23 protein-coding genes and 1 riboswitch are annotated in these 24,116 nt (G+C 71.9%); of the genes, 13 read left to right on the forward strand and 10 right to left on the reverse strand.

The features are described 5' to 3' along the window. Positions 1 to 101 precede the first annotated feature (101 nt). Together OF819_RS00310 and OF819_RS00315 are read left to right on the forward strand one after the other, a co-directional pair. Positions 102 to 1,454 (forward strand): class II 3-deoxy-7-phosphoheptulonate synthase, encoded by a 1,353-nt coding sequence (locus OF819_RS00310; RefSeq protein WP_267241197.1) that lies wholly within the window; start codon positions 102 to 104, stop codon positions 1,452 to 1,454. A 187-nt stretch (positions 1,455 to 1,641) separates the two neighbouring features. After that, positions 1,642 to 1,902 (forward strand): (2Fe-2S)-binding protein, encoded by a 261-nt coding sequence (locus OF819_RS00315; protein WP_267241198.1) that lies wholly within the window; start codon positions 1,642 to 1,644, stop codon positions 1,900 to 1,902. A 16-nt stretch (positions 1,903 to 1,918) separates the two neighbouring features. Here the strand turns inward: OF819_RS00315 and bfr are convergent, their stop codons facing one another. After that, positions 1,919 to 2,398 (reverse strand): bacterioferritin, encoded by a 480-nt coding sequence (gene bfr, locus OF819_RS00320; protein WP_267241199.1) that lies wholly within the window; start codon positions 2,396 to 2,398, stop codon positions 1,919 to 1,921. Between the two features lie 151 nt (positions 2,399 to 2,549). On the opposite strand from bfr, the gene OF819_RS00325 reads away from it, so the two are divergent. Beyond that, entirely contained in the window at positions 2,550 to 3,182 is a 633-nt protein-coding gene (locus OF819_RS00325) for a sulfite oxidase-like oxidoreductase (protein WP_267241200.1), read from the forward strand. A 59-nt stretch (positions 3,183 to 3,241) separates the two neighbouring features. On the opposite strand, the gene OF819_RS00330 is transcribed toward OF819_RS00325, so the two are convergent. Both OF819_RS00330 and pknB read right to left on the reverse strand, forming a co-directional pair. Continuing rightward, positions 3,242 to 4,090 (reverse strand): deoxyribonuclease IV, encoded by an 849-nt coding sequence (locus OF819_RS00330; protein WP_267241201.1) that lies wholly within the window; start codon positions 4,088 to 4,090, stop codon positions 3,242 to 3,244. Between the two features lie 60 nt (positions 4,091 to 4,150). After that, on the reverse strand, positions 4,151 to 6,124 hold the full coding sequence (gene pknB, locus OF819_RS00335) for a Stk1 family PASTA domain-containing Ser/Thr kinase (protein WP_267241202.1): 1,974 nt from the start codon (positions 6,122 to 6,124) through the stop codon (positions 4,151 to 4,153). An 82-nt stretch (positions 6,125 to 6,206) separates the two neighbouring features. Between pknB and OF819_RS00340 the strand changes: the two genes are divergently transcribed. Beyond that, positions 6,207 to 7,880 carry a serine hydrolase gene (locus OF819_RS00340; RefSeq protein WP_267241203.1) on the forward strand — a complete coding sequence of 558 codons (1,674 nt, stop codon included), beginning with the start codon at positions 6,207 to 6,209 and terminating at the stop codon, positions 7,878 to 7,880. 44 nt (positions 7,881 to 7,924) lie between these two features. Here the strand turns inward: OF819_RS00340 and OF819_RS00345 are convergent, their stop codons facing one another. The 3 genes from OF819_RS00345 to thiO all read right to left on the reverse strand — a co-directional run bounded on the left by OF819_RS00345 (position 7,925) and on the right by thiO (position 10,170). Beyond that, positions 7,925 to 8,719: a thiazole synthase gene (locus OF819_RS00345; protein WP_267241204.1), complete on the reverse strand. Its 795-nt coding sequence runs from the start codon at positions 8,717 to 8,719 to the stop codon at positions 7,925 to 7,927. Between the two features lie 6 nt (positions 8,720 to 8,725). After that, positions 8,726 to 8,962 carry a sulfur carrier protein ThiS gene (gene thiS, locus OF819_RS00350; protein WP_267241205.1) on the reverse strand — a complete coding sequence of 79 codons (237 nt, stop codon included), beginning with the start codon at positions 8,960 to 8,962 and terminating at the stop codon, positions 8,726 to 8,728. Further along, positions 8,959 to 10,170, reverse strand: a complete 1,212-nt coding sequence (gene thiO, locus OF819_RS00355) for a glycine oxidase ThiO (protein ID WP_267241206.1) — start codon at positions 10,168 to 10,170, stop codon at positions 8,959 to 8,961. Before thiO ends, thiS begins: the two co-directional genes overlap by 4 nt. After that, a riboswitch (TPP riboswitch) is annotated at positions 10,168 to 10,280 on the reverse strand. Its footprint overlaps the gene before it by 3 nt. A gap of 61 nt (positions 10,281 to 10,341) precedes the next feature. On the opposite strand from thiO, the gene OF819_RS00360 reads away from it, so the two are divergent. The 6 genes from OF819_RS00360 (at position 10,342) to OF819_RS00385 (ending at position 16,097) form a co-directional block, all read left to right on the forward strand. Beyond that, the gene (locus OF819_RS00360; protein WP_267241207.1) at positions 10,342 to 10,692 is read left to right on the forward strand and encodes a hypothetical protein; all 351 of its coding nucleotides are present in this window, start codon (positions 10,342 to 10,344) and stop codon (positions 10,690 to 10,692) included. A 28-nt stretch (positions 10,693 to 10,720) separates the two neighbouring features. After that, positions 10,721 to 11,995, forward strand: coding sequence for an NAD(P)/FAD-dependent oxidoreductase (locus OF819_RS00365; RefSeq protein ID WP_267241208.1), 1,275 nt, complete (start codon positions 10,721 to 10,723; stop codon positions 11,993 to 11,995). 745 nt (positions 11,996 to 12,740) lie between these two features. After that, positions 12,741 to 13,106, forward strand: coding sequence for an Rv2175c family DNA-binding protein (locus tag OF819_RS00370; RefSeq protein ID WP_267241209.1), 366 nt, complete (start codon positions 12,741 to 12,743; stop codon positions 13,104 to 13,106). Between the two features lie 140 nt (positions 13,107 to 13,246). Further along, positions 13,247 to 13,900 carry a thiamine phosphate synthase gene (thiE, locus tag OF819_RS00375; protein WP_267241210.1) on the forward strand — a complete coding sequence of 218 codons (654 nt, stop codon included), beginning with the start codon at positions 13,247 to 13,249 and terminating at the stop codon, positions 13,898 to 13,900. Positions 13,901 to 14,111: 211 nt separating this feature from the next. Then, positions 14,112 to 15,029, forward strand: a complete 918-nt coding sequence (gene metF, locus OF819_RS00380; protein WP_267241211.1) for a methylenetetrahydrofolate reductase [NAD(P)H] — start codon at positions 14,112 to 14,114, stop codon at positions 15,027 to 15,029. Between the two features lie 51 nt (positions 15,030 to 15,080). Then, positions 15,081 to 16,097, forward strand: coding sequence for a hypothetical protein (locus OF819_RS00385; protein ID WP_267241212.1), 1,017 nt, complete (start codon positions 15,081 to 15,083; stop codon positions 16,095 to 16,097). 78 nt (positions 16,098 to 16,175) lie between these two features. Here OF819_RS00385 and OF819_RS00390 read toward each other — a convergent pair whose 3' ends face one another. The 4 genes from OF819_RS00390 to OF819_RS00405 all read right to left on the reverse strand — a co-directional run bounded on the left by OF819_RS00390 (position 16,176) and on the right by OF819_RS00405 (position 21,580). After that, positions 16,176 to 17,660, reverse strand: coding sequence for a phytoene desaturase family protein (locus OF819_RS00390; protein WP_267241213.1), 1,485 nt, complete (start codon positions 17,658 to 17,660; stop codon positions 16,176 to 16,178). Between the two features lie 368 nt (positions 17,661 to 18,028). Continuing rightward, a complete protein-coding gene (locus OF819_RS00395; protein WP_267241214.1) occupies positions 18,029 to 18,640 on the reverse strand; it encodes a TetR/AcrR family transcriptional regulator in 612 nt (203 codons plus the stop codon). Positions 18,641 to 18,669: 29 nt separating this feature from the next. Further along, positions 18,670 to 20,760, reverse strand: a complete 2,091-nt coding sequence (locus OF819_RS00400; RefSeq protein ID WP_267241215.1) for a YhgE/Pip domain-containing protein — start codon at positions 20,758 to 20,760, stop codon at positions 18,670 to 18,672. Then, on the reverse strand, positions 20,732 to 21,580 hold the full coding sequence (locus OF819_RS00405; RefSeq protein ID WP_267241216.1) for an ATP-binding cassette domain-containing protein: 849 nt from the start codon (positions 21,578 to 21,580) through the stop codon (positions 20,732 to 20,734). Before OF819_RS00405 ends, OF819_RS00400 begins: the two co-directional genes overlap by 29 nt. A 154-nt stretch (positions 21,581 to 21,734) precedes the next feature. Between OF819_RS00405 and OF819_RS00410 the strand changes: the two genes are divergently transcribed. The 3 genes from OF819_RS00410 (at position 21,735) to OF819_RS00420 (ending at position 23,819) form a co-directional block, all read left to right on the forward strand. After that, positions 21,735 to 22,301, forward strand: a complete 567-nt coding sequence (locus OF819_RS00410) for an SAV_6107 family HEPN domain-containing protein (RefSeq protein WP_267241217.1) — start codon at positions 21,735 to 21,737, stop codon at positions 22,299 to 22,301. Between the two features lie 148 nt (positions 22,302 to 22,449). Then, complete coding sequence (locus tag OF819_RS00415; RefSeq protein WP_267241218.1) at positions 22,450 to 23,172, forward strand: methyltransferase; 723 nt, start codon at positions 22,450 to 22,452, stop codon at positions 23,170 to 23,172. A 248-nt stretch (positions 23,173 to 23,420) separates the two neighbouring features. Next, positions 23,421 to 23,819, forward strand: a complete 399-nt coding sequence (locus OF819_RS00420) for a DUF3040 domain-containing protein (RefSeq protein WP_267241219.1) — start codon at positions 23,421 to 23,423, stop codon at positions 23,817 to 23,819. The last annotated feature ends 297 nt before the right edge of the window (positions 23,820 to 24,116 follow it).

The following is a 24,116-nucleotide window of genomic DNA, read 5'->3' on the forward strand; positions in this document are numbered from 1 at the left end:
CGGCCCGGACCGGCGGTGAGGAGAGGAGCGGCGATGGACTTCTCGTCTCATTTGCTGGGCGTTCGACGGGACCTCGTCCAGGACCCCGTAATCTTGACGTCGTGACCGTGAACGCTAAGACCACCGCTGCCGGTGGCAACACCTGGCGAGACCTGCCCGCGGCGCAGCAGCCCGACTACCCGGACGCCGAGGCTCTGCGCGATGTGATCGCGGACCTCGAGTCGTATCCGCCGCTCGTCTTCGCCGGCGAGTGCGACCAGCTGCGCGCCCGGATGGGAGCCGTCGCCAAGGGCGAGGCGTTCCTGCTCCAGGGCGGCGACTGCGCCGAGGCCTTCGACGCCGTCTCCGCGGACCACATCCGCAACAAGCTCAAGACCCTCCTCCAGATGGGCGCGGTGCTCACCTACGCCGCCTCCGTGCCGGTGGTCAAGGTCGGCCGGATCGCAGGGCAGTATTCCAAGCCCCGCTCCAAGCCGACCGAGACCCGCGACGGTGTGACGCTGCCCACCTACCGGGGCGACTCCGTCAACGGCTTCGAATTCACCGAGGCGGCCCGCGTCCCGGACCCCGAGCGGCTCAAGCGGATGTACAACGCGTCCGCCTCCACGCTGAACCTGGTGCGCGCCTTCACCACCGGCGGCTACGCCGACCTGCGGCAGGTGCACGCCTGGAACCAGGACTTCGTGAAGTCGTCTCCCTCGGGCCAGCGCTATGAGCAGCTCGCCCGCGAGATCGACAACGCGCTGAACTTTATGAAGGCATGCGGCACCGACCCCGCCGAGTTCCGCACGGTGGAGTTCTACGCCTCGCATGAGGCGCTGCTGCTGGACTACGAGTCGGCGCTGACCCGGGTGGACTCCCGCACCGGCCAGCTGTACGACGTCTCCGGCCATATGCTCTGGATCGGTGAGCGCACCCGGCAGCTCGACGGGGCGCACATCGAGTTCGCGTCCCGCGTCCGCAATCCGATCGGCGTCAAGCTGGGCCCGACGACGACGGTCGACGAGGCGCTGACGTACATCGACAGGCTGGACCCCGAGCGTGAGCCCGGCCGGCTGACCTTCATCGTCCGCATGGGCGCCGACAAGGTCCGCGACAAGCTCCCCGAGCTGGTCGAGAAGGTCACCGCCTCCGGCGCCACCGTGGCCTGGGTGACCGACCCGATGCACGGCAACACCTTCGAGGCCGCCTCCGGCCACAAGACGCGCCGCTTCGACGACGTCCTGGACGAGGTCAAGGGCTTCTTCGAGGTCCACAAGGCGCTGGGCACCCACCCCGGCGGCATCCATGTGGAGCTGACCGGCGACGATGTCACGGAGTGCGTGGGCGGCGGCGACGAGATCTTCGTCGACGATCTGCACCAGCGCTATGAGACGGCCTGCGACCCGCGGCTCAACCGCAGCCAGTCGCTCGACCTGGCGTTCCTGGTGGCGGAGATGTACCGCGACCAGTGAGTCTATGAGCGCGCGCACTGTCGTCTGTGGGGCGTGGATCCATGTGATCCACGCCCCACAGGCATATCCCGGGCTTTTGCGGGCTGCCCCCGGCGGGTAAGGTTAGGTTAGCCTTATTGATCAGCGGCCCGGCCGGTTCAGCGGCCGGACCAGTCGCATCGGCCCATCGGACGGGAGGTGGACCCGCGTGTACGTCTGCTCGTGCTTCGGCATCACCGAGAAGCAGGTCAAGGAGCACGCCGACGCGGGCGCATGCACCCCCCGGCAGATCGCCTCCGCCTGCAAGGCGGGCACCGACTGCGGCTCATGCGTCCGCAAGATCCAGTCCCTGCTCGGCCGCGGCAGCTGCCCGCGCCGTGAGCTGCTCGACCAGGGCATGCCCGCGCTCACCGCCGGCGCAGACGCCGGATCGCGGGACGAGGCCCCGCTGCTCGAAGAAGCGGCCTGACAGCGAAGGCCGGGGTCTAGCTGTCCGGCTGCTCGATCAGCTGGGCGATGTACAGCGGCTCGCCGAGCTTCTCGACCAGCTCCAGCTGGGTGTCGAGATAGTCGATGTGATGCTCCTCGTCCGCCAGGATCGACTCGAAGATATTCGCCGAGGTGATGTCGCCCTTGCTGCGCATCAGCTCGATGCCGCGCTTGAGCCGGTCGATCGCCTCCACCTCGATCTGCCGGTCGGCCTGGAACATCTCGGTGACCGTCTGGCCGACGCGGACATGGAAGAGGCGCTGATAGTTCGGCAGGGCGTCGAGGAAGAGAATGCGGTCGGTGAGCACCTCCGCATGCTTCATCTCGTCGAACGACTCCGCGCGCGTGTATTTGGCGAGCTTCGTCCAGCCGAGGTTCTCCTGCATCTTCGCATGCAGGAAGTACTGGTTGATCGCGGTCAATTCGGCAGTCAGCTGCTCGTTGAGGAACTCGATGACCTCGGGGTCGCCCTGCATCGCAGAGGCTCCTTCCACGTGTGACTGGCAGGTGCGCGCATCCTTGCACCGCGAACGGGGGCCGTCCAGTAAGTGCATGCTTAGTAGGAGTTGCCCGAATCGGCGCAGACCCGGTCATGACCACCCCTCCCTGTCTGTCACCATTGAGGACATGGGTCAGCCGGAGAGCCGGGAATACCGCGCACCAGAGGAGTCCGTGCTTCCGCCGGGGCAGCGGCTGCAGCGGGGCTGGCCGGTCACTCACTACGGCCCCGTCCCCAAGTTCAGGCCGGACCGCTGGGAGTTCCGTGTCTTCGGCGTCACGGCGGACGGCGACAAGCGCTGCTGGAACCACGAGGAGTTCTCGGCGCTGCCCTTCTCCACCGTCGTCGCCGATCTCCACTGCGTGACGAAGTTCAGCATGCTGGGGGCCGAATGGGGCGGGGTGCCCGCCCGTACCATCGTGGAACTCGCCCCTCCCGCGGACGACGTCACCCATGTGATGGTGTGGGCGGAGTACGGCTTCAGCGCCAATATGCGGCTGTCGGACTTCACCTCCGAACGCACGATTTTCGCCACCCACAAGGACGGCGAACTGCTCACCGCCGAGCATGGCTTCCCACTGCGGCTGATCGTCCCGCATCTGTACGCCTGGAAGGGCCCCAAATGGGTCCGGGGCGTCGAGTACATGACCGCCGACCGGCGGGGCTTCTGGGAGGAACGGGGCTATCACAACCTCGGCGACCCCTGGCGGGAGCAGCGCTACTCCTACCAGGAGGAGCCCGGAGACGGCCCCGAGCTGTAGGACCACTCCGCGGCTCCCGGCGCCTTTCCGCAGGTCAGCGAAGGTTCAGCGGGACAGCCTCAGCGGAGTTTCTTCAGCAGCGCCACATCCGCCGCATGGCCCTCCTTGCGGCCCGGCGTCTCGATGATCAGCGGCACGCCCTCGGTCGCCGGGCAGCGCATCAGTTCCCGGTACGGCTCCTCGCCGATATGGCCCGCGCCGATGTTCGCATGCCGGTCCTTGTGGGCCCCGACGACATCCTGGGAGTCATTGGCGTGGATGAGTTTCAGCCGCCCCTCGCCGACGGTCGCCACCAGCAGATCCAGGGCCAGCGCCATCCCCTGCGGGGCGGCGAGATCGTGACCCGCCGCGAAGGCGTGGCAGGTGTCCAGACACACGCCGAGCTTCGGATGGAAGTCCAGCGCCTCGAAGTACGGACCCAAGTCCTCCATCCGGGAGCAGAGCGAGAAGCCCTGGCCCGCCGTCGACTCCAGCAGCAGAAAGGGGTCGCCGTCATCCGTCAGCTCGTCCAGCAGCGGCAGCATCCGCTCCCGGACCTGCGCCAGGGCCTCGCCATGCGGCCGGCCCCCGGTCGCGGAGCCGGTGTGCACCACCACCCCCAGCGCCCCGATCTCCCGGCCCCGGCGCAGTGAGTGCCGCAGCGACTCGACCGACCGCTCCACGGTGGCCTCCGTGTGCGAGCCGAAGTTGATCAGATACGGGGCGTGCACCCAGGCCGATATCCCCTCGGCCGCACACTCCGCACGGAACTGCTCGTCCTGCGCGGGGCTCCCCGCGGGCGTCGCCCAGCCCCGCGGATTGGCGACGAACACCTGGACGGCCTCCGCGCCCAGCTCACGGGCGTAGCTCAGACCGGTCCTGGCCAGGCCGCCGGCCACGGGGACATGGCTGCCCACAGGGTTGCGCATAGCTTCCACGGGTTCCACGGTTCCTTGCTCGCTGCTGCGGGTCCCTGCTGGCACAGGCCGCTACAGGCCCTTGATCCGGATGGTGACGGTGCTGCCCTCGGGGGCCTGCTCGCCGCCGTCGACGGACTGGCTCTCCACCTCGTCGCCGAGGAAGGGGAAGTTCTTCTCCACCTTCACCTTGAAGCCTCCCTGCTTCAGCTTCCGCTCGGCGTCGTCGGCCTTGTCGCCCACCACATCCGGGACCTCGATCATCCGCGGGCCCTTGGAGAGCGTCAGCGTCACCGTGTCGCCGCGCGCCGCCTCCGTGCCCTTGCCGGGCGACTGCCGGGCGACCGCTCCGGCCTCCTCGGCCGAGTTGATCCGCTCCGGGGCCACCTTCACCTCAAGGCCGGCGTCCTCCAGCTCACGGGTCGCGTCCTGTGCCGACTCGCCGACCACGTCCGGGACGTCGACCGGTGCGCCCTTGCTGACTCTCAGCGCGATGGCCGTGTCGGGGCTGCGCTTGGCGCCCGCACCCGGCTCCGTGCCGATCACCGAACCCCGCTCGACGTCCTCGCTGAACTCCTCGGTGACGACCCCCGGCGCGAGACCGGTCTTCTTGAGCTCCCGCTCGGCCTCGGCGAGCGGCTTGCCCCTGAGGTCCGGGACCTTCACGATCTCCGGGCCGCGCGAGACGACGATGGTCACCGAGCCATTGCCCCGGATGCGCTCACCGGTGCCCGGTTCGCTGCTGATGACCGTGCCCCGCTCAACCGTCTCGCTGAAGTCCCGGCGCACCTCCTTGACGCCGAGACCGGCGTCTTCAAGCCGCTGCCGCGCCTCCTGCTCGGTCTTGCCGATCAGCGCGGGGACCCGCGTGAACTGCCCGGAGCCGATGTACCAGACGCCCGCGCCGACCCCCAGGACCGCCAGCACCCCGATCAGCGCGGCGAGCACCCCGCGCCGGGGCACGGGGACCCGGCCGCGCTGCCGGGGCCGGCCCGGAGGGTGCGGGGGAGGCGGCAGGGGCACGTCGAGTCTGCTGGTGTGGCCGGATTCCGCGGCGGACGCCCCCGCCGACGGCTTCTCGGGCGGCGTACGGGGGATCACACTGGTCCTGGCCTCGGGGGAGACGGAGTCCGCTTCCCCCGCCCTGTCCCTGTCCCGTCCCTGGTCCCGGGCCTGCGGCGGCACGGCGTCCAGCTGCTCGTCGCCGAGCGCCGCACGGGCCTCGCGCACCCGGGAGAGCAGTGCCACGGCGTCATCCGGACGGACGTCGGCGCGCCGGGCGGTCGCGCTCGCCACCAGCTCGTCCAGCTCGACCGCCAGCCCGGGGACGAGGGCGGACGGAGCCGGCACATCCTCGTTCAGATGCCGGTAGAGCACCTGGGCCGGGGTGTCCCCGGCGTATGGCTTGGCCCCGGTCAGCATCTCGTACAGCACGACCCCGCACGCGTACACATCGGCGCGGGTGTCCGCGGTGCCGTACTCGATCTGCTCCGGCGCGAGATACGACACGGTGCCGAGCACCGCCCCGGTGGTGCTGGTCACCGACCCCACGGCCCGCACCAGACCGAAGTCGGCGACCTTGACCCGGCCGTCGTTCCCTATCAGGACGTTCTCCGGCTTCATGTCCCGGTGGACGAACCCCGCCCGGTGCGCGGCCCCCAGCGCGGCCAGCACCGGCTCCAGAATGTCGAGCGCCGCCCGCGGCTGGAGCGCCCCGCGCTCGCGCAGCACATCGCGCAGCGTGCAGCCGGCCACGTACTCCATGGCGAGATAGACATACGCACCCTCGGCGCCCTGGTCGAAGACCCCCACCACATTCGGGTGGTCGAGCCGCGCCGCGGACTTGGCCTCGCGGATGAACCGCTCCACGAAGGAGGCGTCGGCGGCGAGGGCGGGATGCATGACCTTGAGAGCCAGCACCCGGTCCAGCCGGGTGTCGACGGCCCGGTAGACCGTGGCCATGCCGCCGACGGCGATCCGCTCGTCGACTCGGTAGCGGCCGTCGAGCAACTGCCCGACGAGCGGGTCCTGAAGGGTCGTATCCACGCCGTTGAGTGTACGAGCCGGGCTTACGCCTCCCGAACGCCTCCGGTGGCACAGACCCCGCACTGCGACCAACCTGTGGCCTATGGCCTCACATCCACGCCGCCGCAGCCGAGCGTCCGCCCGCACCCGTGCCTCCTGCCGCGCCCTCGCGGCCGTCGCCGTCACCGGCGTCCTGCTGACCGCGGCCGGCTGCGATGCGGCGACCGGCGCCCGGCCGGCCCGGGCCGACGCCACGGCCTCACCCACCCTCTCCGAGGCGCCGCCGCCGCAGCCGCCCCCGCTGATGACGCGGCAGCAGGTCGAGGACGCGGCCGGCCGGCTGGACCCGATGGTCGAGGACCTGATGCGCCGCACGGGGGTGCCCGGCGTAGCCGTCGCCGTCGTCCACGACGGCAAGGTGATCCATGAGAAGGGCTACGGCGTCCGGCGCGCGGGCGACCCCGAGAAGGTCGACCCCGGCACCGTCTTCCAGCTCGCCTCGGTCTCCAAGCCGCTGGCGTCCACGGTCGTCGCGGGCGCCGTCGGCGGGGCCGGCGGCGCCGCGGAGGTGGCCTGGGACGACCCGGTCGCCGAGCACGACCCTGGCTTCGCGCTGCGCGACCCGTGGGTGAGCGAGCACGTCACGATCGCCGACCTCTTCTCCCACCGCAGCGGGCTGCCCGACCACGCAGGCGATCTGCTGGAGGACCTCGGCTACGACCAGGAGTACATCCTCGGCCATCTGCGCGACCAGCCGCTGTCGCCGTTCCGGGCCAGCTACGCCTACACGAACATGGGGCTGACCGAGGCCGCCGTCGCCGTGGCCGAGGCGAAGGGCGCCACATGGGAGGAGCTGTCCGAGGAGGTGCTGTACGAGCCGCTCGGCATGGACTCCACCAGCTCCCGCTTCGCCGACTACGAACAGGCCGCCAACAAGGCCGCGGCCCATGTCCGGGTGGACGGCGAGTGGCGGGCGGACCATACCCGCAACGCGGACGCCCAGTCGCCCGCGGGGGGAGCCAGCTCGAACCTCCGCGACCTGACGAAGTGGACCAGGCTGCAGCTCGCAGGCGGCAAGGACGGGGACGAGCAGCTCATCGACGCCGCCGCCCTCGACGAGACCTGGCTCCCGCACAGCGTCTCCCGCCCGGCCGCCGCCCCGGCCGGCCGTGCCGGCTTCTACGGGCTCGGCTGGAACGTCGACTACGACGAGCACGGCAGACTCCGGCTCAGCCACTCCGGCGCCTTCAACCTCGGGGCTGCCACGGCCGTGGCGCTTCTGCCGTCCGAGCGGCTCGGCATCGTCGTCCTGACGAACGGTCAGCCGATCGGCGTGCCCGAGACGGTGACCTCGGCCTTTCTGGACATCGCGCAGAACGGCCGGCAGACGGTCGACTGGTGGCAGCTCGCCAGCAGCTCCTTCGCCGCGCTGGAGGAGAGCGAGCGCTCCGACACCGACTACGGCAAGCCGCCGGAGGACCCCGCCGAGGCGAGGTCCGACGACGCGTACACGGGGACGTACGCCAACGGCTACTACGGACCGCTGACCGTACGGGCCGAGAGCGGCGGCCTGGTGATGGAACTCGGCCCGCGCACTATGCGCTTCCCCCTCACGCACTACGACGGCGACACCTTCAGCTACGAGTCGACGGGCGAGAACGCGGCGGGCCGCTTCGGAGTCACCTTCACCGTCGGCGAGGGGGCGGGGGCGCGGGCGTCGAAGGCAGTGGTGGAGAACCTCGACGCCACCGGTCTTGGCACCTTTACCCGCAGCTGACCGGGCCGTGGGCGGACCGTGCTCGGAGCGGGCTCAGAACGGGCTCAGAACGCGGGCCGCTCCGGGTCGAGCGCCGCGCGGCCCTCCGCCGGGGACGACGCCTCCGCGAAGTGGCGGCGCGGAATGCGGCCCGCCCGGTACGCCAGCCGCCCGGCCTCCACCGCGTGCCGCATCGCCTCCGCCATCAGCGTCGGCTCCTGTGCCCGCGTCACCGCCGATGCCAGCATCACCGCCGAACAGCCCAGCTCCATCGCCAGCGCCGCGTCGGACGCCGTGCCCGCGCCCGCGTCGAGCACCACCGGCACCCCGGCCTGCTCGGTGATCAGCTGGAAGTTGTGCGGATTGCGGATGCCGAGGCCCGAGCCGATGGGCGAGCCCAGCGGCATGACCGCCGCACAGCCCACGTCCTCCAGCTTCCGCGCGAGCACCGGATCGTCATTGGTGTACGGCAGGACGGTGAAGCCGTCGTCGACGAGGGTCTCGGCGGCGTCCAGCAGCTCGACCGGGTCCGGCAGCAGCGTCCGCTCGTCCGCCACCACCTCCAGCTTCACCCAGTCGGCGCCGAGGGCCTCGCGCGCCAGACGTGCCGTCAGCACCGCCTCGCCCGCAGTGAAGCAGCCCGCCGTGTTCGGCAGCACCCGGATGCCCAGCTTGTCCAGCACGGACAGCACGGACCCCTGGACGGTGGGATCGAGGCGGCGCATCGCCACCGTCGTCAGCTCCGTGCCGCTTGCGACGAGGGAGCGCTCCAGCACATCGAGGCTCGGCGCCCCGCCCGTACCCATGATCAGCCGGGAGGAGAACTCCACACCGCCCAGCAGGAAACGGTCGTCGGACATGGCCGCTCAGCCTCCCTGCACCGCGGTGAGGACCTCGACCCGGTCGCCCTCGGCGAGCACCGTGGCGGGCCACGCGCTGCGCGGCACGACGGTCTCGTTCACGGCGGCTGCCACTCCGGAAGGGGCCGTCGTCAGGGTGGCCACCAGGGCGTCCAGGGTGGTGGGCCGGTCGAGCCGGCGCGGCTCGCCGTTCACGGAGACGGACAGGGCGACGGATTCGGAGGCGGATTCGGAGGCGGTCATGCGGGCTGCTCCTGACGTACGGAGGACTGGAGGAGGGCGTGCGGGGGAGAGAACCGGCTCGGGGCGAAGTCACGGGCCATGGCGGGAAGTTCGCCCGAGACGAGGACCTCGGCCATGACATCGCCGGTGACCGGGGTCAGCAACACCCCGTTGCGGTAGTGGCCGGTGGCCAGCGACAGGCCGTCAAGGGCCGTCGGGCCGAGCAGCGGAGCGTTGTCCGGGGAGCAGGGCCGCAGCCCGGCGCATGTCTCCGTCAGCGGCAGCTCCGTGATGCCTGGCACCAGCTCATGGGCGTCCCGCAGCAGTTCGTACACCCCGCCCGCGGTGACCGTGGTGTCCCAGCCGAGCTCCTCGCTCGTCGCGCCCACCACCAGCTCCCCGCCGGCGCGCGGCACCAGATACACCTGGCTGCCGCGCACCACGGCGCGCACGGTCCGGGAGAGAAACGGCGCATAAGAGGGGGGCACGGTCAGCCGGAGCACCTGCCCCTTCACCGGCCGCACCGGAGGCAGCACCTCGTCCGGCACCCCCGCGAGCCTGCCGCTCAGGGAGCCGCCCGCCAGCACCACCTGGCCCGCGGCCAGCGTCACGCCGTCCGTCAGCACGGCCCCGGCCGCCCGGTCCCGTACGACCGTCAGCCGCTCCGCCCAGCCGCGGCGCAGATCCACCCCGGCCCGCTCGCAGGCCGTCACCAGGGCGGCCGCGAGCCGTCGCGGATCGATCTGGTGATCGCCGTCGACCCGCAGCCCGCCGCGCACCCCCGGCGCGAGCATCGGCTCCAGCCGGCGGCACTCGCGTCCCGTGAGCCACACCGACTCAAGCCCGGACCGCTGCTGCAGCGTATGCAGCTCCCGCAGATGGGCCCGGTCGTCGGCGTCGAGCGCCACGGCGAGCGTGCCGCAGGCCCGGTAGTCCACGGTCTGCCCGCTCGCCTCCTCCAGCTCCCCGACGAACGCCGGATAGCGGCGCGCGGACTCCAGATTGAGCCCGAGCAGCTTCTGCTCTCCGTAGTGCAGCTCGGTGACGGCGGCCAGCATGCCTGCCGCGACCTGCGCGGCGCCACCGCCCGGGTGCGGATCGACGACCCGCACCCGCAGGCCCCGCTGTGCGGCCCGCCACGCGGTGACCAGGCCGATGATCCCGCCCCCGATGACCAGAACGTCCGAGACGTCCTTCGGCATACGCGACACATACGACACATGCGACATGGGCGTTCAGCCCCTCCCTTCGCCGGCATGACCCGGATCAGGTTCGTACGGTCGGAGGCCGCCCAGCCTCCCTCTCAGCCCGGTGCGTCCGGGCTCCCGCGAGTGCTTTACGGTGGCCACCCTAACCCCAGCTCGCGACGCGCTGTAAGGCGCAGCAAGGGAGCAGCCGCTGTGGCACGCTCGCTCGACGGTCTGGTCCTCGCCCCCGTGGCCGACCAGGCCCCAGGTCAGGTGGGGACCGGCACCCGGTTCACCTATCACGAGCAGGACGGTCGGATCTGGGCCGAATACGCGGGCGGCGACGTGATCCGCGGGCATCTGGTGGGGACCAGGGAGGGCGACCGGCTGGACTTCCGTTACGTCCAGCTCAGAACGGACGGCAGCACGGCCTCCGGGCGCTGCGCCTCGACGGTCGTGGAACTCGCCGACGGCCGGGTGCGGCTGGAGGAGACCTGGGAGTGGGAGTCGCAGCCGGGCCGCGGGACCAGCGTGGTGGAGCAGCTTTCCGAGGCGTCTTCCTGACGTCTTGTCAGCTGCGTAAGGTGATCGGGTGAGCGAGCAGAGACAGCGGCCGGAGCGGAGCCCGGAGGGGGCGGCGCGGCGGGTCGTCGTGGCCGGGGCGGGCATGGCGGGGGTGCAGACCGCGGTCGCCCTGCGGGAGCGGGGGTTCACCGGACCGGTCACGCTGATCGGCGCGGAACCCCACCAGCCGTACGACAGGCCCCCGCTGTCCAAGGCCATTCTCCTCGGCAAAGCCGAAGGCTCCGCCTTTGACGTGGACTTCGAGGCGCTCGGCATCGAGCTGCGGCTCGGCTGCGAGGTGACCGGGGTGCGCCCCGGCGCGCATGAGCTGGACACCGAGGCCGGGCCCGTCCCGTACGACGTCCTGGTCATCGCCACCGGCGCGGAGCCGGTCACCCTGCCCGGCGCCGAGGGCGTGCCCGGCGTGCATCTGCTGCGCACCCTCGACGACGCGGCGCGGCTGCGGCCCGTGCTCGAACAGCGGCATGACATCGTGGTGGTCGGCGCGGGCTGGATCGGCGCGGAGTTCACCACGGCCGCCCGCGAGGCGGGCTGCGCCGTCACCGTCGTGGAAGCCGCGGACCGGCCCCTGGCCGGCGCCCTCCCCGCGGAGGTCACCGCACCCATGGCCGCCTGGTACGCCGAGTACGGGGCGGAGCTGATCACCGGCGCACGGGTGGCGTCCGTGGAACCGGGCGCGGTCCTCCTCGCCGCGGACGGCCCCGGCGCGGGGCGCAGGATCGCCGCCGACGCCGTGGTCGTCGGGATCGGGGCGCGGCCCGCCACGTCCTGGCTGGCGGGGTCCGGCATCGCACGCGACCCGGACGGCGCGATCACCGCCGACGACCGGCTGCGCACCTCGGCGCCCGATGTGTACGCCGTCGGGGACTGCGCCTCCTTCCCCTCCGCCCGCTACGGGGCGCGGCTGCTCGTCCACCACTGGGACAACGCCCTCCAGGGGCCGCGCACCGTCGCCGCCGCCATCGTGGGCGGCGGCGACGGCGCGCCCGGCGAGGTGTACGACCCGGTGCCCTACTTCTGGTCCGAGCAGTTCGGGCGGTTCGTCCAGTACGCGGGGCATCACGCGGCCGCCGACACACTGCTGTGGCGCGGCGACCCGGCCGAGGCGGGGGACGCGGGCTGGACCGTGCTCTGGCTGCGGGACGGCGTACTCGTCGCGCTGCTCGCCGTCGGCCGCCCCCGCGATCTCGCGCAGGGCCGCAAGCTCATCCAGTCCGGCGCCCGGCTCGCCCCGGACCGGGCCGCGGACCCGTCCGTCCCCCTGAAGGCGGCCGTCGCGTAGGGGTGTGCGGGGGCCTTTCCCTTGCCCCTCCCCCTACGCCCTGGGGGCGTGGGGCACCCCCCCACTTCCCGCAACTGGGGGCAAGCCCCAGCCCCTCTCGGGGCCCTTCCCCGGAGGCCCCCTCCAGGGCCCGCTCCGGCCCCGCCCGCCCTGCTCCGGGCCCGTCGCCCCCGTGCTCCGGGCCCGTCCGGGGAAGGGGCCGTGGGGTGGCAGCTTCGCGCAGCCCGCTCCCGGGTACGGCCTTCGGCCGTGTCCAGGCTCCTCCCCCAGCTACCTCCCCCAGACTCCGTCCGGGGGTACCCCCACGGAGGTGCCCCCCAACGGGCTGAATTTGACTGCGCCAGTCAAGCCCCGCCGGCGACTGAGGCGCAGGGGCGCCGCACATGGTGCTCGGCCGGCCCGTCCGAAGCTCCGCGCCACCGCGCGAGCCGGTCGGGGCGGCGGAGGCCGCCCAGGCTTCCGGCCGAACCTGCCGCCACCTGCGAAGCCGCCAGGGCCGACCGGCTACACCACTTGGCGGAACACCACCGCAGGGACCGAACTCCACCCCGCGGCGACTGAAGCGCGAGGGTCAGCACAATCAAGCCCCGCCGGCGATTGAGGCGGGAGGGGCTGCGCAATCAAGCCCCGTCGGCGTTTGAGGCGCGGGGGTTCGGGGGCGGAGCCCCCGCACGGGGGCTGGGGCGGAGCCCCAGTTGCTGAGGCCCGGCTACCGACTGTCAGTCCCAGATGGCACGCTTGTGATGTGACCGAGATTGACGCGAAGACCGATGCTCTCGTCCCCGCCTGGCTCCACCTGCCCGACATCGCGGAAATGCTGGACGTCGAGGTGACGCGCGTGCGGCAGCTGGTGAAGGAGGGCCAGCTGATCGCCGTGCGCCGAGGTGAGAACCGCACACTGCAGGTGCCGGCCGCCTTCATTGACGGCGACCGGGTGGTCAAGGGCCTCTCCGGCACCCTGACCCTGCTGAGGGACGACGGCTTCACCGACGAAGAGATGCTGGAGTGGCTCTTCACCCCCGACCCGACCCTGCCCGGCACCCCCGCGCAGGCGCTCAGGGAGAATCGCGGCACGGAGGTGAAGCGCCGGGCCCAGGCGCTCGCCGTCTGACGTCCGGCACACTCCGGCGTCATCCTGCCGCTCGCATGCGCGTGCGGTGACCGTACAACCTGCCAACCAGTCGCGGTGTGCGGGCCCTGAGCCTTGTGCTCCGGGCCCGCGCGCCGCCCGCCCTACGGGGGATCGTGCCCATGTCCACGGCCCATGCGCTGCTGTCCGACGCCCGGCTCTATCTGTGCACGGACGCGCGCAAGGAGCGCGGCGACCTCGCCCCGTTCCTTGATGAGGTGCTGTCCTCCGGCGTCGACATCGTGCAGCTGCGCGACAAGGGGATGGAGGCGGCCGAGGAGCTCGACCATCTCCAGGTCGTCGCCGACGCCTGCCGCCGCCACGGCAAGCTGCTCGCGGTGAACGACCGCGCGGACGTCGCCCATGCGATCGGCGCCGATGTGCTGCATCTGGGTCAGGGGGATCTGCCGGTGCCCGCGGCCCGCGCGATCCTCGGCGACGAGGTCCTGATAGGCCGCTCCACCCACGCCGGCTCCGAGGCCGACGCGGCCGCGGCGCAGCCGGGCGTGGACTACTACTGCACCGGCCCCTGCTGGCCGACCCCCACCAAGCCGGGGCGGCATGCGCCGGGCCTGGATCTGGTGCGCCATGCCGCGGCCCGGGGCGGCGGCCGGCCCTGGTTCGCCATCGGCGGCATCGACGCCGGCAATCTCGACCAGGTGCTGGACGCCGGGGCGCGCCGGATCGTCGTCGTACGGGCGATCACCGAGGCGGACGACCCGGGTGCCGCGGCCGCCGATCTCGCGAAGAGGGTCCGTGAGCGCCTCGCCTCGTAGCCCTCGGGACGGCGCTCGGGACCGTCATCGGCCCGCAGCCCGAAGCGAGCGTCTCGTATGGTGGGCATCTGACGGCCCGTAGACCTGAAATGGCCCGCCAGCAGGGGCTTGGTGGCGAAAAAGTGTCCGATGGGTGGACAGAGGTCGGACAAAAGCCGCATTTTTCCATGGTCCGGTTGGGGGACCGCCGCGGCCTGGATAACCTGCGGGTATGGCCCTCGGCACAGCTTCGACCAGGACGGATCGCGCACGCACCGTGCGTGAGCTGCTCGCGCCCGGAAAACCCTCGTACTCGTTCGAGTTCTGGGCGCCCAAAACCGAGAAGGGCGAGCGGAACCTCTGGAACGCGCTGCGCAGAGTCGAAGCGGTGGCCCCGAACTTCGTCTCCGTGACCTATGGAGCCGGCGGTTCGACCAGGGCCGGCACCGTCAAGGCGACCCAGCAGATCGCCGCCGACACCACCCTCACCCCCGTCGCGCACCTCACCGCGGTGAACCACTCCATCGCCGAGCTGCGCAATATGATCGGACAGTACGCCGACGCCGGGATCCGCAACATCCTCGCCGTGCGGGGCGATCCGCCCGGCGACCCGATGGGGGAGTGGATCAAGCACCCCGACGGAGTGCGATACGCGGCGGAACTCGTCCGGCTGATCAAGGAGTCGGGGGACTTCTGCGTCGGCGTCGCCGCCTTCCCCGAAATGCATCCGCGCTCCACGGACTGGGACACGGACATCCGGCACTTTGTGGATAAGTGCCGGGCGGGCGCGGACTATGCGATCACACAGATGTTCTTCCGGCCCGAGGACTATCTGCGGCTGCGGGACCGGGTGGCGGCCGCGGGTTGTGAAACGCCCATCATCCCCGAGATCATGCCGGTCACCAGCGTCAGACAGCTTGAGAGATTTCCGGAGCTGAGCAACGCCACCTTCCCCGACGGTCTGAAAGAGCGGATCCTCGCGTCCAAGGACGATCCCGCCGCTGTACGCTCCATCGGTATCGAGTTCGCGACGGAGTTCTGCGAGCGTCTGCTGTCCGAGGGCGTCCCCGGACTGCACTTCATCACGCTGAACAATTCCACGGCGACACTCGAGATCTACGAGAATCTCGGACTGCACGAGCAGTCTTGACCGGCCGCACCCACCCCGACCCGGGACTGCGGCCGCAGGAGAGGGGCGGGGATGGGCTGGACGGTCCTGTACATCGCGTTCGGCATCGTCGCGCTGTGGCTGCTCGGTGAGGTGCTGCTGCAGTACAAAGCCCGGCTGCGATGGCGTGTTCTCGCCTTCGTCGGCTTCCTGGTCGTGGTCTTCGGCGTGCTCACGGCCAACCGCCTGGTGATCGTGGCCGGCGCCCTCGCCTTCGCCGCCGGCCAGACCTGTGTCACGCTCTCCTTCCGCCGCGGCTTCTCCACGGGGTGGGCGCTCGGCGGCAGTCCGGGCGTCAGCCGTCGGCGCAAGGTCGGCCCGGGCGGCGCGGCCAGGCGTGAGCCCACGCTGGAGGTATCGGATCTGGCGTGTGAAGAGGCCCGTGCAGATGCCTCTGACGACACCCGCCGGGACCCGGACCACGACCATACGGACGGCCCCGCGGGAGCCTCCGACAGCGACAGCCCGCGCAGCGCCGCCCCTGACCCGGCCCATGACCCCTACGGCTCCGGTTCCGTGACCACCCTGAACGCCTCCGGTGAGGGGGCGTCCTCCGTCTACGAACCGCAGCCGCTGCCGGAGGACACCGGCCGGTACGGCATCTACACCGCCAATCCGGCCTATGCGGCGGAGCCGGACCACAGCCACAGTTATGCGGCCTACGAGGGCGGATACGGCTTCCCCGACTACGGCCAGCAGCACACCGGCCAGTCGGGGCAGACCGGTCAGGACTCCTATGCCGACGCATACGACTACGACGCCGGGCGGCAGCAGTACCCCGCGTACTCCGACCCCTATGTGGGCGGTCAGCATGTGGGCGGCCAGCAGTTCCAGACCTACGACCACTACGACAGCTTCGGCGGTCAGCAGCAGTTCGCGGCGGACGCCTACGCCCAGCAGCCGTACAGCGAGACCCCGCCGGGCGGGGTCTGGGTCCCGCTCCAGCGCGACGACGAGCAGCAGACCCCGCCCATGCCGTCGAACCCGCCCGAGTCCCCCTCCCCCTACGGCTACGACCCCGGGCACAACGAGCAGCAGTACCGCTACTGATACTGAGCCATTGGCCGGCGGATCCGCCGGCCCCGGGCCCTCACTGGGACCCGCGGCGTGTCAGGGCCCCGCGGCGTGTCACTGGGACCCGCGGAAGTCCGGGCCCTCCACGATCAGCCCCGCGACCAGCGCGCCGGACATCCCCGCATGTGGCAGCCCGCCGCCCGGATGGGACCAGCCGCCCGCGAGATACAGCCCCGGCAGCCGGGTCGCGTTCCCCTGGTGCAGCCAGCGGCAGCCGCCCCCGGCGAGGGCGGGAGCGGGCACCGCCCCCGTCTCCGCGGGCGTCAGGATCTCGTGCCACAGCAGCCGCTCAGATATCTCCGGCACCGCCGCGGCCGCGGCGTCGATCAGCGTCCGGGCACAGCTCTCCCGCAGTGCCGGATCCGTCCAGTCGACCCCTTCCCCGCCCATGGCGTCGTGAGCCGCCACGGTGGCGGTGAGGGTGACCGCCTCATGTGCGTCGTCCGGGCGGCACCGCGGGTCGTCCGGCCGCAGCACCGTGACCGTGGGCCGCTCCGCCGTCCGCCCGCCGAAGACGGCCGACGCCTCGGCGTGGGCATCAGGGGAGTGGATCACCGTGCGGTGCGGGGCGGACCCGGACCGCGCCCCGCGCAGCGCGGCCAGCACGGTGAACCGTCCGGTCGCGGGGCGCTGCGGCGGCACATCGCCGTCCTGCCACGGGCGCCCGTCCAGCAGCCCGGGCACCGGGGCCCCGGCCACCACATGCGCGGCCTCGGCGAACGAGCCGTCAGCCAGCTCCACCCCTGCCGCCCTGCCGTCCTTCTCGACGACGCGGGTCACCTCCGCGCCGAAGACGAACTCCACCCTTCTGGCCAGACACCGCTCATACACGGCCCGCGCCAGCTCCCGCAGGCCGCCCTCGACATACCAGCTGCCGAAGGTCTGCTCCATATACGGCAGCAGCGCGGCGCTGGCCGGGGCATGCCGCGGATCGAGGCCGTAGGACAGCACACATCCGTCGAGCAGCGCGGCCAGCCGCGGGTCCGCCAGCTCCCACCGGCCGATCTCCCGGACCGTCGCGGCCTGCCGGGTCCGCAGCAGTCTGCGCTGCCGCAGGGACGGATAGGGGTTGCGGCCCAGCACCTCCCAGTTGGGCCACAGCGGCTCCTCCAGCAATGGGCGGCGGGAACGGTCCCAGGCGTCCCTGGCCCGCACGAGGAACGCTCCCCAGCGCTCCCCGGCCCCCGCACTCAGCGCCTCCTCCAGGGCGGACACGACCCCGGCGCGTGTGGCGTTCGGCAGGGTGGCCGCGGTGCCGTCGGCGAACAGATGGCGGCTCGCCGGATCGACCTGGACCAGCCCGACGCGGCTCTCCAGCGGCTCCTTGCCGGTCTTGAGGAACAGATCGCGCCAGACGGCCGGCAGATGCAGCAGACCGGGACCGGTGTCAAACGCGAAACCGTCGCGCTCGAACCGGCCCACCGACCCGCCGTAGGTCGCCGAGCGCTCGTACACCGTCACCCGGTGGCCTGCCACGGCCAGCCGGGCGGCCGCCGCCATGGCGCCCGCTCCGGCGCCGATCACCGCAATCCGTGCCATGTCCGCGACTTTATCGACCGCCACTGACAGCTCCGCCGCGCGCACCCGTGACGTACGGATTCTCCGCACTGAGCCGCTCATGCGGCAGGTGAGCGCACCAGGCTTGAGTATCCGTACCTAGTCGCCGAGATGAGTACGGATGCGGATGGGAGCCGACCGGGGCAGACGGAAGAGTGGGAGGCACGGAAGGGGCGCGACGCCGGCACCGCCGACACGGGGCGGCGGAACGGCGCAGCTCCCCGGACGCAACGGGGGGACACGGGGGATACGCCGGTCCGGCGGGGCTCGGGGGGATCGAGCCTCGCCGGACCTGCGCTTGTGTGCCCGGCGCTTGTCCCGTGTGACCTGCGCTTGTGTGCGCCGTCCCCTCAGCGCCGCCCGCTGACACGTCCGTGCAGCAGCAGCGAGAGCGCCGAGTGCACATCGTCGAGCGAGCGCTCCCGCTGGAACGCCTGCCAGTCCAGCGCCGCCACCAGCACCATCCCGACCAGCGCGGCGGCCGTGAGCGGAATGTCGATGTCCTGGCTCAGCTCGCCGCTCTCCACGCCCTCCCGCAGCACCGTCTCCACCACGGCCACGGCCTGCTGCCGTACCACCAGCAGCGTCGACTGCCACGCCCGGTTGGTGCGCCACAGCTCGGCGACGTACAGCTGGGTGAACGCCGGATAGCGGTCGATGAAGCCCAGACCGGCCCGGATCATGGCGTCCAGCGCCTCGACGCGCGTCCCGCCGCGTTCTGCCGTCTCGTCCGCGGCGGCCTGGAGCGAGGCGGTCAGCAGGCCCACGCCGTACCGCAGCAGCTCTTCGAACAGCTCGGTCTTGCTCTTGAAGTTGTAGTAGACGGTGCCTTTCGCGACTCCGGCCCGTTCGGCGATCTCGTCCACCGTCGTGGCGGAGAAGCCCTGCTCCGCTATGAGGGTGACGGCCGCCTCGTAGAGCTTGGCCCGGGTCGCCCGCCGTCTGGTGCTGCTGCCGTCCATGGCGTCGATTCTCACAGGTCCGGCCCGCATCACAGGCTCAGTTCTGGATGCAGTCGGTCCAGCGTCCACACCTGCTTGCGCCGTGCCGTGACCGCGGTGAGCGCCACCGCTCCGGCGGTGAAGGCGGCGAGCACCGCGCACGCCTGCCACACCGGGCCGAGCCCGCCGCCCGTGATCAGCCTGCGCAGCGCCTCGACGACATACGTCATCGGCAGATACGGGTGGATCGCGTTGAAGAATCCAGGGCTGGTCTGCACGGGGTAGGTGCCGCCGGCCGAGGTGAGCTGGAGCATCAGCACCGCGAGGACGAGGATCCGGCCCGCCGCGCCGAAGCGGGCGTTCAGCCACTGGATGATCGAGGCGAAACAGCAGGTCGTCAGGGCGAGGAAGGCGAGCGTCCCGGCCGTGTGCGCGGGCTGCAGATCGAGCCCGAAGCGCAGCACCGACATCAGGGCCGCCACCTGGAGCAGGCCGATCGCGGCCACCGGAAGCAAGCCGGCCAGCGCGATCCGCCAGGCGGACGCCCCGACGGCGAGCGCGCGCCGGTTCATCGGCTGGATGATCATGTATGCCACCATCGAGCCCACCCAGAGGGAGAGCGGGATGAAGTAGGGGGCGAAGCCGGTGCCGTAGTTGGGCGCCTTGTGCAGGGACTGGCTGGCCAGCTGCACGGGGTCGGCCATCACCTCGGTACGGCGGTCACGGTCCTTCTCGTCGTAGTCGGGGATCTTCTCCACGCCCTCGTTCAGCCCGCCCGCCAGCTGGATCGAGCCGTCCTTGAGGCTGATCAGACCGCCGTCCAGCTCCTTGGCGCCCTTCTTCAGCCTGCCGACGCCGCTGTCCAGCTCGGCGGACCCGGACTGCGCGCCGGCGATCCCGGTGTGCAGCTCGTCGGCGCCCTTGGCGACCTTCTTGGCGCCTTCGTTGAGCCGCTTGATGTCGGCGATGGACGACTCCAGGTCCTCGTCCAGACGGGGGGCGCGCTTGGCGAGGGCGTTCGCCCGCTGCTGGACCTTGGCGAGTTCGGCGTCCAGCTCCTCGAACTGGCCGCTGTTGCTCTGCACGAGCTGCTGTACGCCATCGGCGGTCTTGGCCACACCGGCCGCCGCCGTCTTCGCCCCTTCCAGCGTGGTGCAGAGCGCGGGGTCGGCCGGCGGCTTGTCCGCGCCGCACTGCTCCTGGTGCAGGGCCGTCAGCTTGCCGGCCTCTTCATGGGCCTTCGCGCGGGCGTCCGGCGCCTCCTGCTGAATGGTCTTGAGGCCCTCGCGGATCGCCCCCGAGCCGGCTGCGACGGCCCGCGCGGAGAGCTCGATCACTTTGCCGTTGTCCTTGAGGTACGGGCGTACGTCCTTGGCGAGCCCGTCGACCTTGTCCGCGAGCTCCTGGGTGCCGGCGGCGACCTGGCCTGTGCCGGTCTCCACCTTCCCGGCGCCCTTGTTGAGCTCGACCATGCCCCCGGCCAGCTTGCCGCTGCCGTCCTTGGCGTCCTTCAGCCCGTCGGCGAGCTTCTTGGAGCCCTCCTTGGCCTTGCCGACGCCGTCCTTGAGCTGGTCGGCGCCCTTCGCGGCCTCCTCGGTGCGGTCATGGATGTCGGAGAAGGAGATGAAGATCTTGTCGAGGAAGGAGCGGGAGGCGTCGGTCGAGGCGGCGGTGCGGACCTCCGCGAAGACCGTCCGGGAGATCGACCCGACGATGTAGTTGTTGGCGTCGTTCGTGTGGACCTGCAGCGCTCCGGTCTCCGGGGAGTCGCCGGAGCTGGAGGCGATGCGCTCGCTGAAGTCCGCCGGCATGGTCAGCGACAGATAGTACGTGCCGTCCTCCACGCCCTTGCGGGCGTCGGCCGCGCTCACCTCGTGCCACTCGAAGATCCGGCTGTCGAGCAGGTTCTCGGTGATCTCGTCGCCCGCCGAGATCTTCTTGCCGTCTGCGGTCGCCCCCTTGTCGTCGTTGACGAGCGCCACGGGCAGCCGGTCGAGCTTGCCGTAGGGGTCCCAGAAGGACCACAGGTAGAGCGCGCCGTACAGCAGCGGCAGCAGCAGGATCGCGACGAGCGCGGCGCGCGGCAGCTTCCCCCTGCCGAAACGCTTCAGCTCAAGCGCGGCCAGTTTCGGCGAGCGCATCGGCCGCCCCCTCCTTGTTCTTGTCGTCCTTCTCGGCGTGGGCGTCGGCGGCGTCGGCGTCGGCGTCGGGGCGCTCGTCGGCTCGCTCGCTCTCGTGGGGCTGCTCGGGCTGCTCGGTCTCCGCCGGGGCGTCCGTGCGCACGACCGTCGCTTCCTCGGGCGGCTGGCTGCACACGGCGAGCACGGTCGTGCCGCTCTCGGCGACCGAGGACAGCAGCCGCCAGGCCGCTGCCCGGTCCGCGTCGGAGAGTTTGAGGTCGGCGTCGTCGACGGCCAGCAGACGGGGGCGGCCCATCAGCGCGAGGGCCGCCGAAAGCCGCAGCTCCTCCAGCCGCTCCAGATCGCGCACGGCGGTGCGCTCTCCTTTGGGGAGCGCGGAGAGGTCGAGCTCCACGGCCTTGAGCGCCTCGTCGACGAGGTGCTGTGCGGTGCCGGCCCGCTCGGCGCGGGGGCGCAGCAGGGCGCGCAGAGAGCCGTCGAAGCGGCGCTGCAGCAGCGCCCGCTCGCGCAGATGCTCGGCGACGGTCAGCGCGGGATCGAGGTCGCTGACGCCCGGCACCGGGCCCAGAGCGGTGAATCCGCGTACGGCGGCCATCCTGCGCGGCAGCTGCTCCCCGCCGACCTCGGCGCGGCCCTCAGTGGGCCGCATCCGGCCGGTGAGCGCGAGCAGCAGGCATGTGCGCCCGGAGCCCGAAGGGCCCGTCAGCGCGATGAGTGAGCCGGGTGCGGCGTCGATGTCCACCGAGCGGAACGCCCAGCCGCGCGGGCCCTTGAGCCCGAAGTCCTCGGCGACGACCGCCGCCCCGTGCGGGCTGTCCACGTGGCCCCTCCCTTTTAAACTGACCAGTCAGTGCAAAAGCTACCCCGAACCAGTGAGCGAAGCAAAAACGCAGGTCAGGGCGGATTGTCAGTGGCAGCCACCACGATGGACACATACGGCCACAGCGCCGTCACACGACGACAGGAGGTTCGTCATGGCCAGCCATCACGCAGCAGCCGCACACCGGCGCCGCGGCACCGGCCCTGCCCCCTCACTGACCGGACCGGCGCACGACGTCCATCCCGTGCTGCGGCGGTCCGCCGCGCCGCCCGCGGCCCTCGATCTGCTCGCCCAGGCCCGCAGCGGGCTGGACGAGGCCGCCGCCCTCGAAACGTCCAACGAGCGGTACGCCACCGCGCATCTCGCCGCCCTGCGCACCGCGGCGGCCGTCCTCGCCGCCCGCGGCCGGCCGGAGGCCGACCCCAGGAAGCGCCGGCGCATACGCAGCGCGTGGGAGGTGCTGCCGGAGGTCGCGCCCGAGCTGACCGAGTGGAGCGCGCTGTTCGCCTCCGGCGCGCAGCGGCGGGCCCGGGCCGAGGCCGGCATCCGCGGTGCGGCGAGCAGCCGGGACGCCGACGATCTGCTGCGGGACACGGCCATGTTCCTGCGGCTGGTCGAGCGGATGCTGGTGCTCCAGCCGGTGCTGCCCCAGCCCAGGCCGGAGCAGCTCATGCCGCCGGGGCGGGACCGGGAGCCCGGGGCGGGGGACGCCGCAGGCTGAGCCGGTCTGGCGGCACGGTCCGGGGGCCCGAGGCAATAGGGTGGGCTGCAGCTGCACCCGTCCATGCCGAGGAGTCATCGCCGTGCCGGACCCGTCCCCTGTCACCGGTGGGGAGAACCCATCGCGCCCTTCACGCGCCTCCGTTCGCATGGCCGTGGTCTGGGATGTGCTCAAGGACGCCCTCGACAGCCGGGCCAAGGCCAAGGGCACGGACACCCTCGACGTCCTCGACACCGGCGGCGGCAGCGGAAACTTCGCCGTGCTCGTGGCCGGGCTCGGTCACCGCGTCACCGTCGTCGACCCCAGCCCGAACGCCCTCTTCGCGCTGGAGCGCCGGGTGGCCGAGGCGGGCGTGGCCGACCGGGTCCACGGTGTCCAGGGCGATGTGCACGGCCTGTTCGACGTGGTCGAGCGCGGCGGCTATGACGCGGTGCTGTGCCATGGCGTCCTGGAGTATGTGGACGACCCCGCGGAGGGCGTGCGCAACGCGGCCGAGGCGCTGCGGCCGTCCGGCGCGCTCAGCCTGCTCGCCGCGGGCCTCGGCGGGGCGGTCCTCGCCAGGGCGCTGGCCGGGCACTTCAGCGAGGCCCGGCAGGCGCTGAGCGACCCCGCGGGCCGCTGGGGCGAGGGGGACCCCGTGCCCCGCCGCTTCACCGCGGAGCAGCTCACCGATCTCGTCTCCGCGGCCGGGGTCGAGGTGGGCGCGGTCCACGGCGTGCGGGTCTTCGCGGACCTGGTCCCCGGAGCCCTGGTCGACGCCGAGCCGGGCGCCCTGGACGCACTCCTCCAGCTGGAGGCCGCCGCCGCCGAGCTTCCCGCCTTCCAGTCGGTGGCCACCCAGCTCCACGTACTGGGCGAGAAGCGGCGCTGATCAGCGGCGCAGCCGCAGATGGAGTACGCCACAGGACCCCCGCGCCACGGCGCGGCCCCGTATGATCGGGGGACATCATCCGGCATGACGGATCGGAGGTTGGGGAATCAACGCCTCAGCAGCCGTGCCGGCATAGCGGCCCGGACGGCGAATTGGCATCAAGGGCGGGTTTCACGGGGGCGAAACCCTGCCTATCCTGAAAGGGCCGCATACCGGTCGCCCCCGCGACCGACAACGAGGAGGACTCCGTGCCGCTCTCGGAGCACGAGCAGCGAATGCTCGAGCAGATGGAGCGAGCGCTGTACGCTGAAGATCCCAAGTTCGCTACAGCGCTTGAGGGAAGCGGGCTGCGTACGTACACCCGGCGACGGGTATACCAGGCAGTCGCGGGCTTCCTGGTGGGTATCGCGCTCCTCATGGCCGGAATGGTCGCGCAGCAGATCTGGATCAGCGTGGTGGGATTCCTCGTCATGCTCGGCTGCGCGGTTCTCGCGGTCACCGGTTGGCGCAAAGCGCCCAAGCCGGGTGAGCAGGCCCCTGGGGACTCGGCCGGGCGCCGACAGCCCCGTCAGCGTAAGTCGATGATGAACAGAATCGAAGAGCGGTGGCAGCGCCGCCGCGACGAACAGGGCGGCCACGGCCACTGACCGGGGCTCCGCCCCGGGACCCGGGGGCGAGTGAGGCTTGCGGCTGCCTCCAAGCCGCGGCACACAATCCAAGATGGCACGGCGGGCGATGCGGACGGCGTCGCCCGCCGTCGCATGGCCGCACCTGTCTCCGCTCGGGTCCCAGCCCGGCGCCGTACCCGACCCCGCATACGGCCCGTGACCGCCCGCACCCAGGTGGCGGCGGTGCGGGTGCTGGCCGACCGCCTGCGGTCCGTGTGGCTGGCAGCCGTTCCGTGCTTGGGCCGGCCCGCGCCCTGGGCAAGGCGGCGGGCCGCC

The organism is Streptomyces sp. PR69 (assembly GCF_026420845.1).
Taxonomy (GTDB): domain Bacteria; phylum Actinomycetota; class Actinomycetes; order Streptomycetales; family Streptomycetaceae; genus Streptomyces.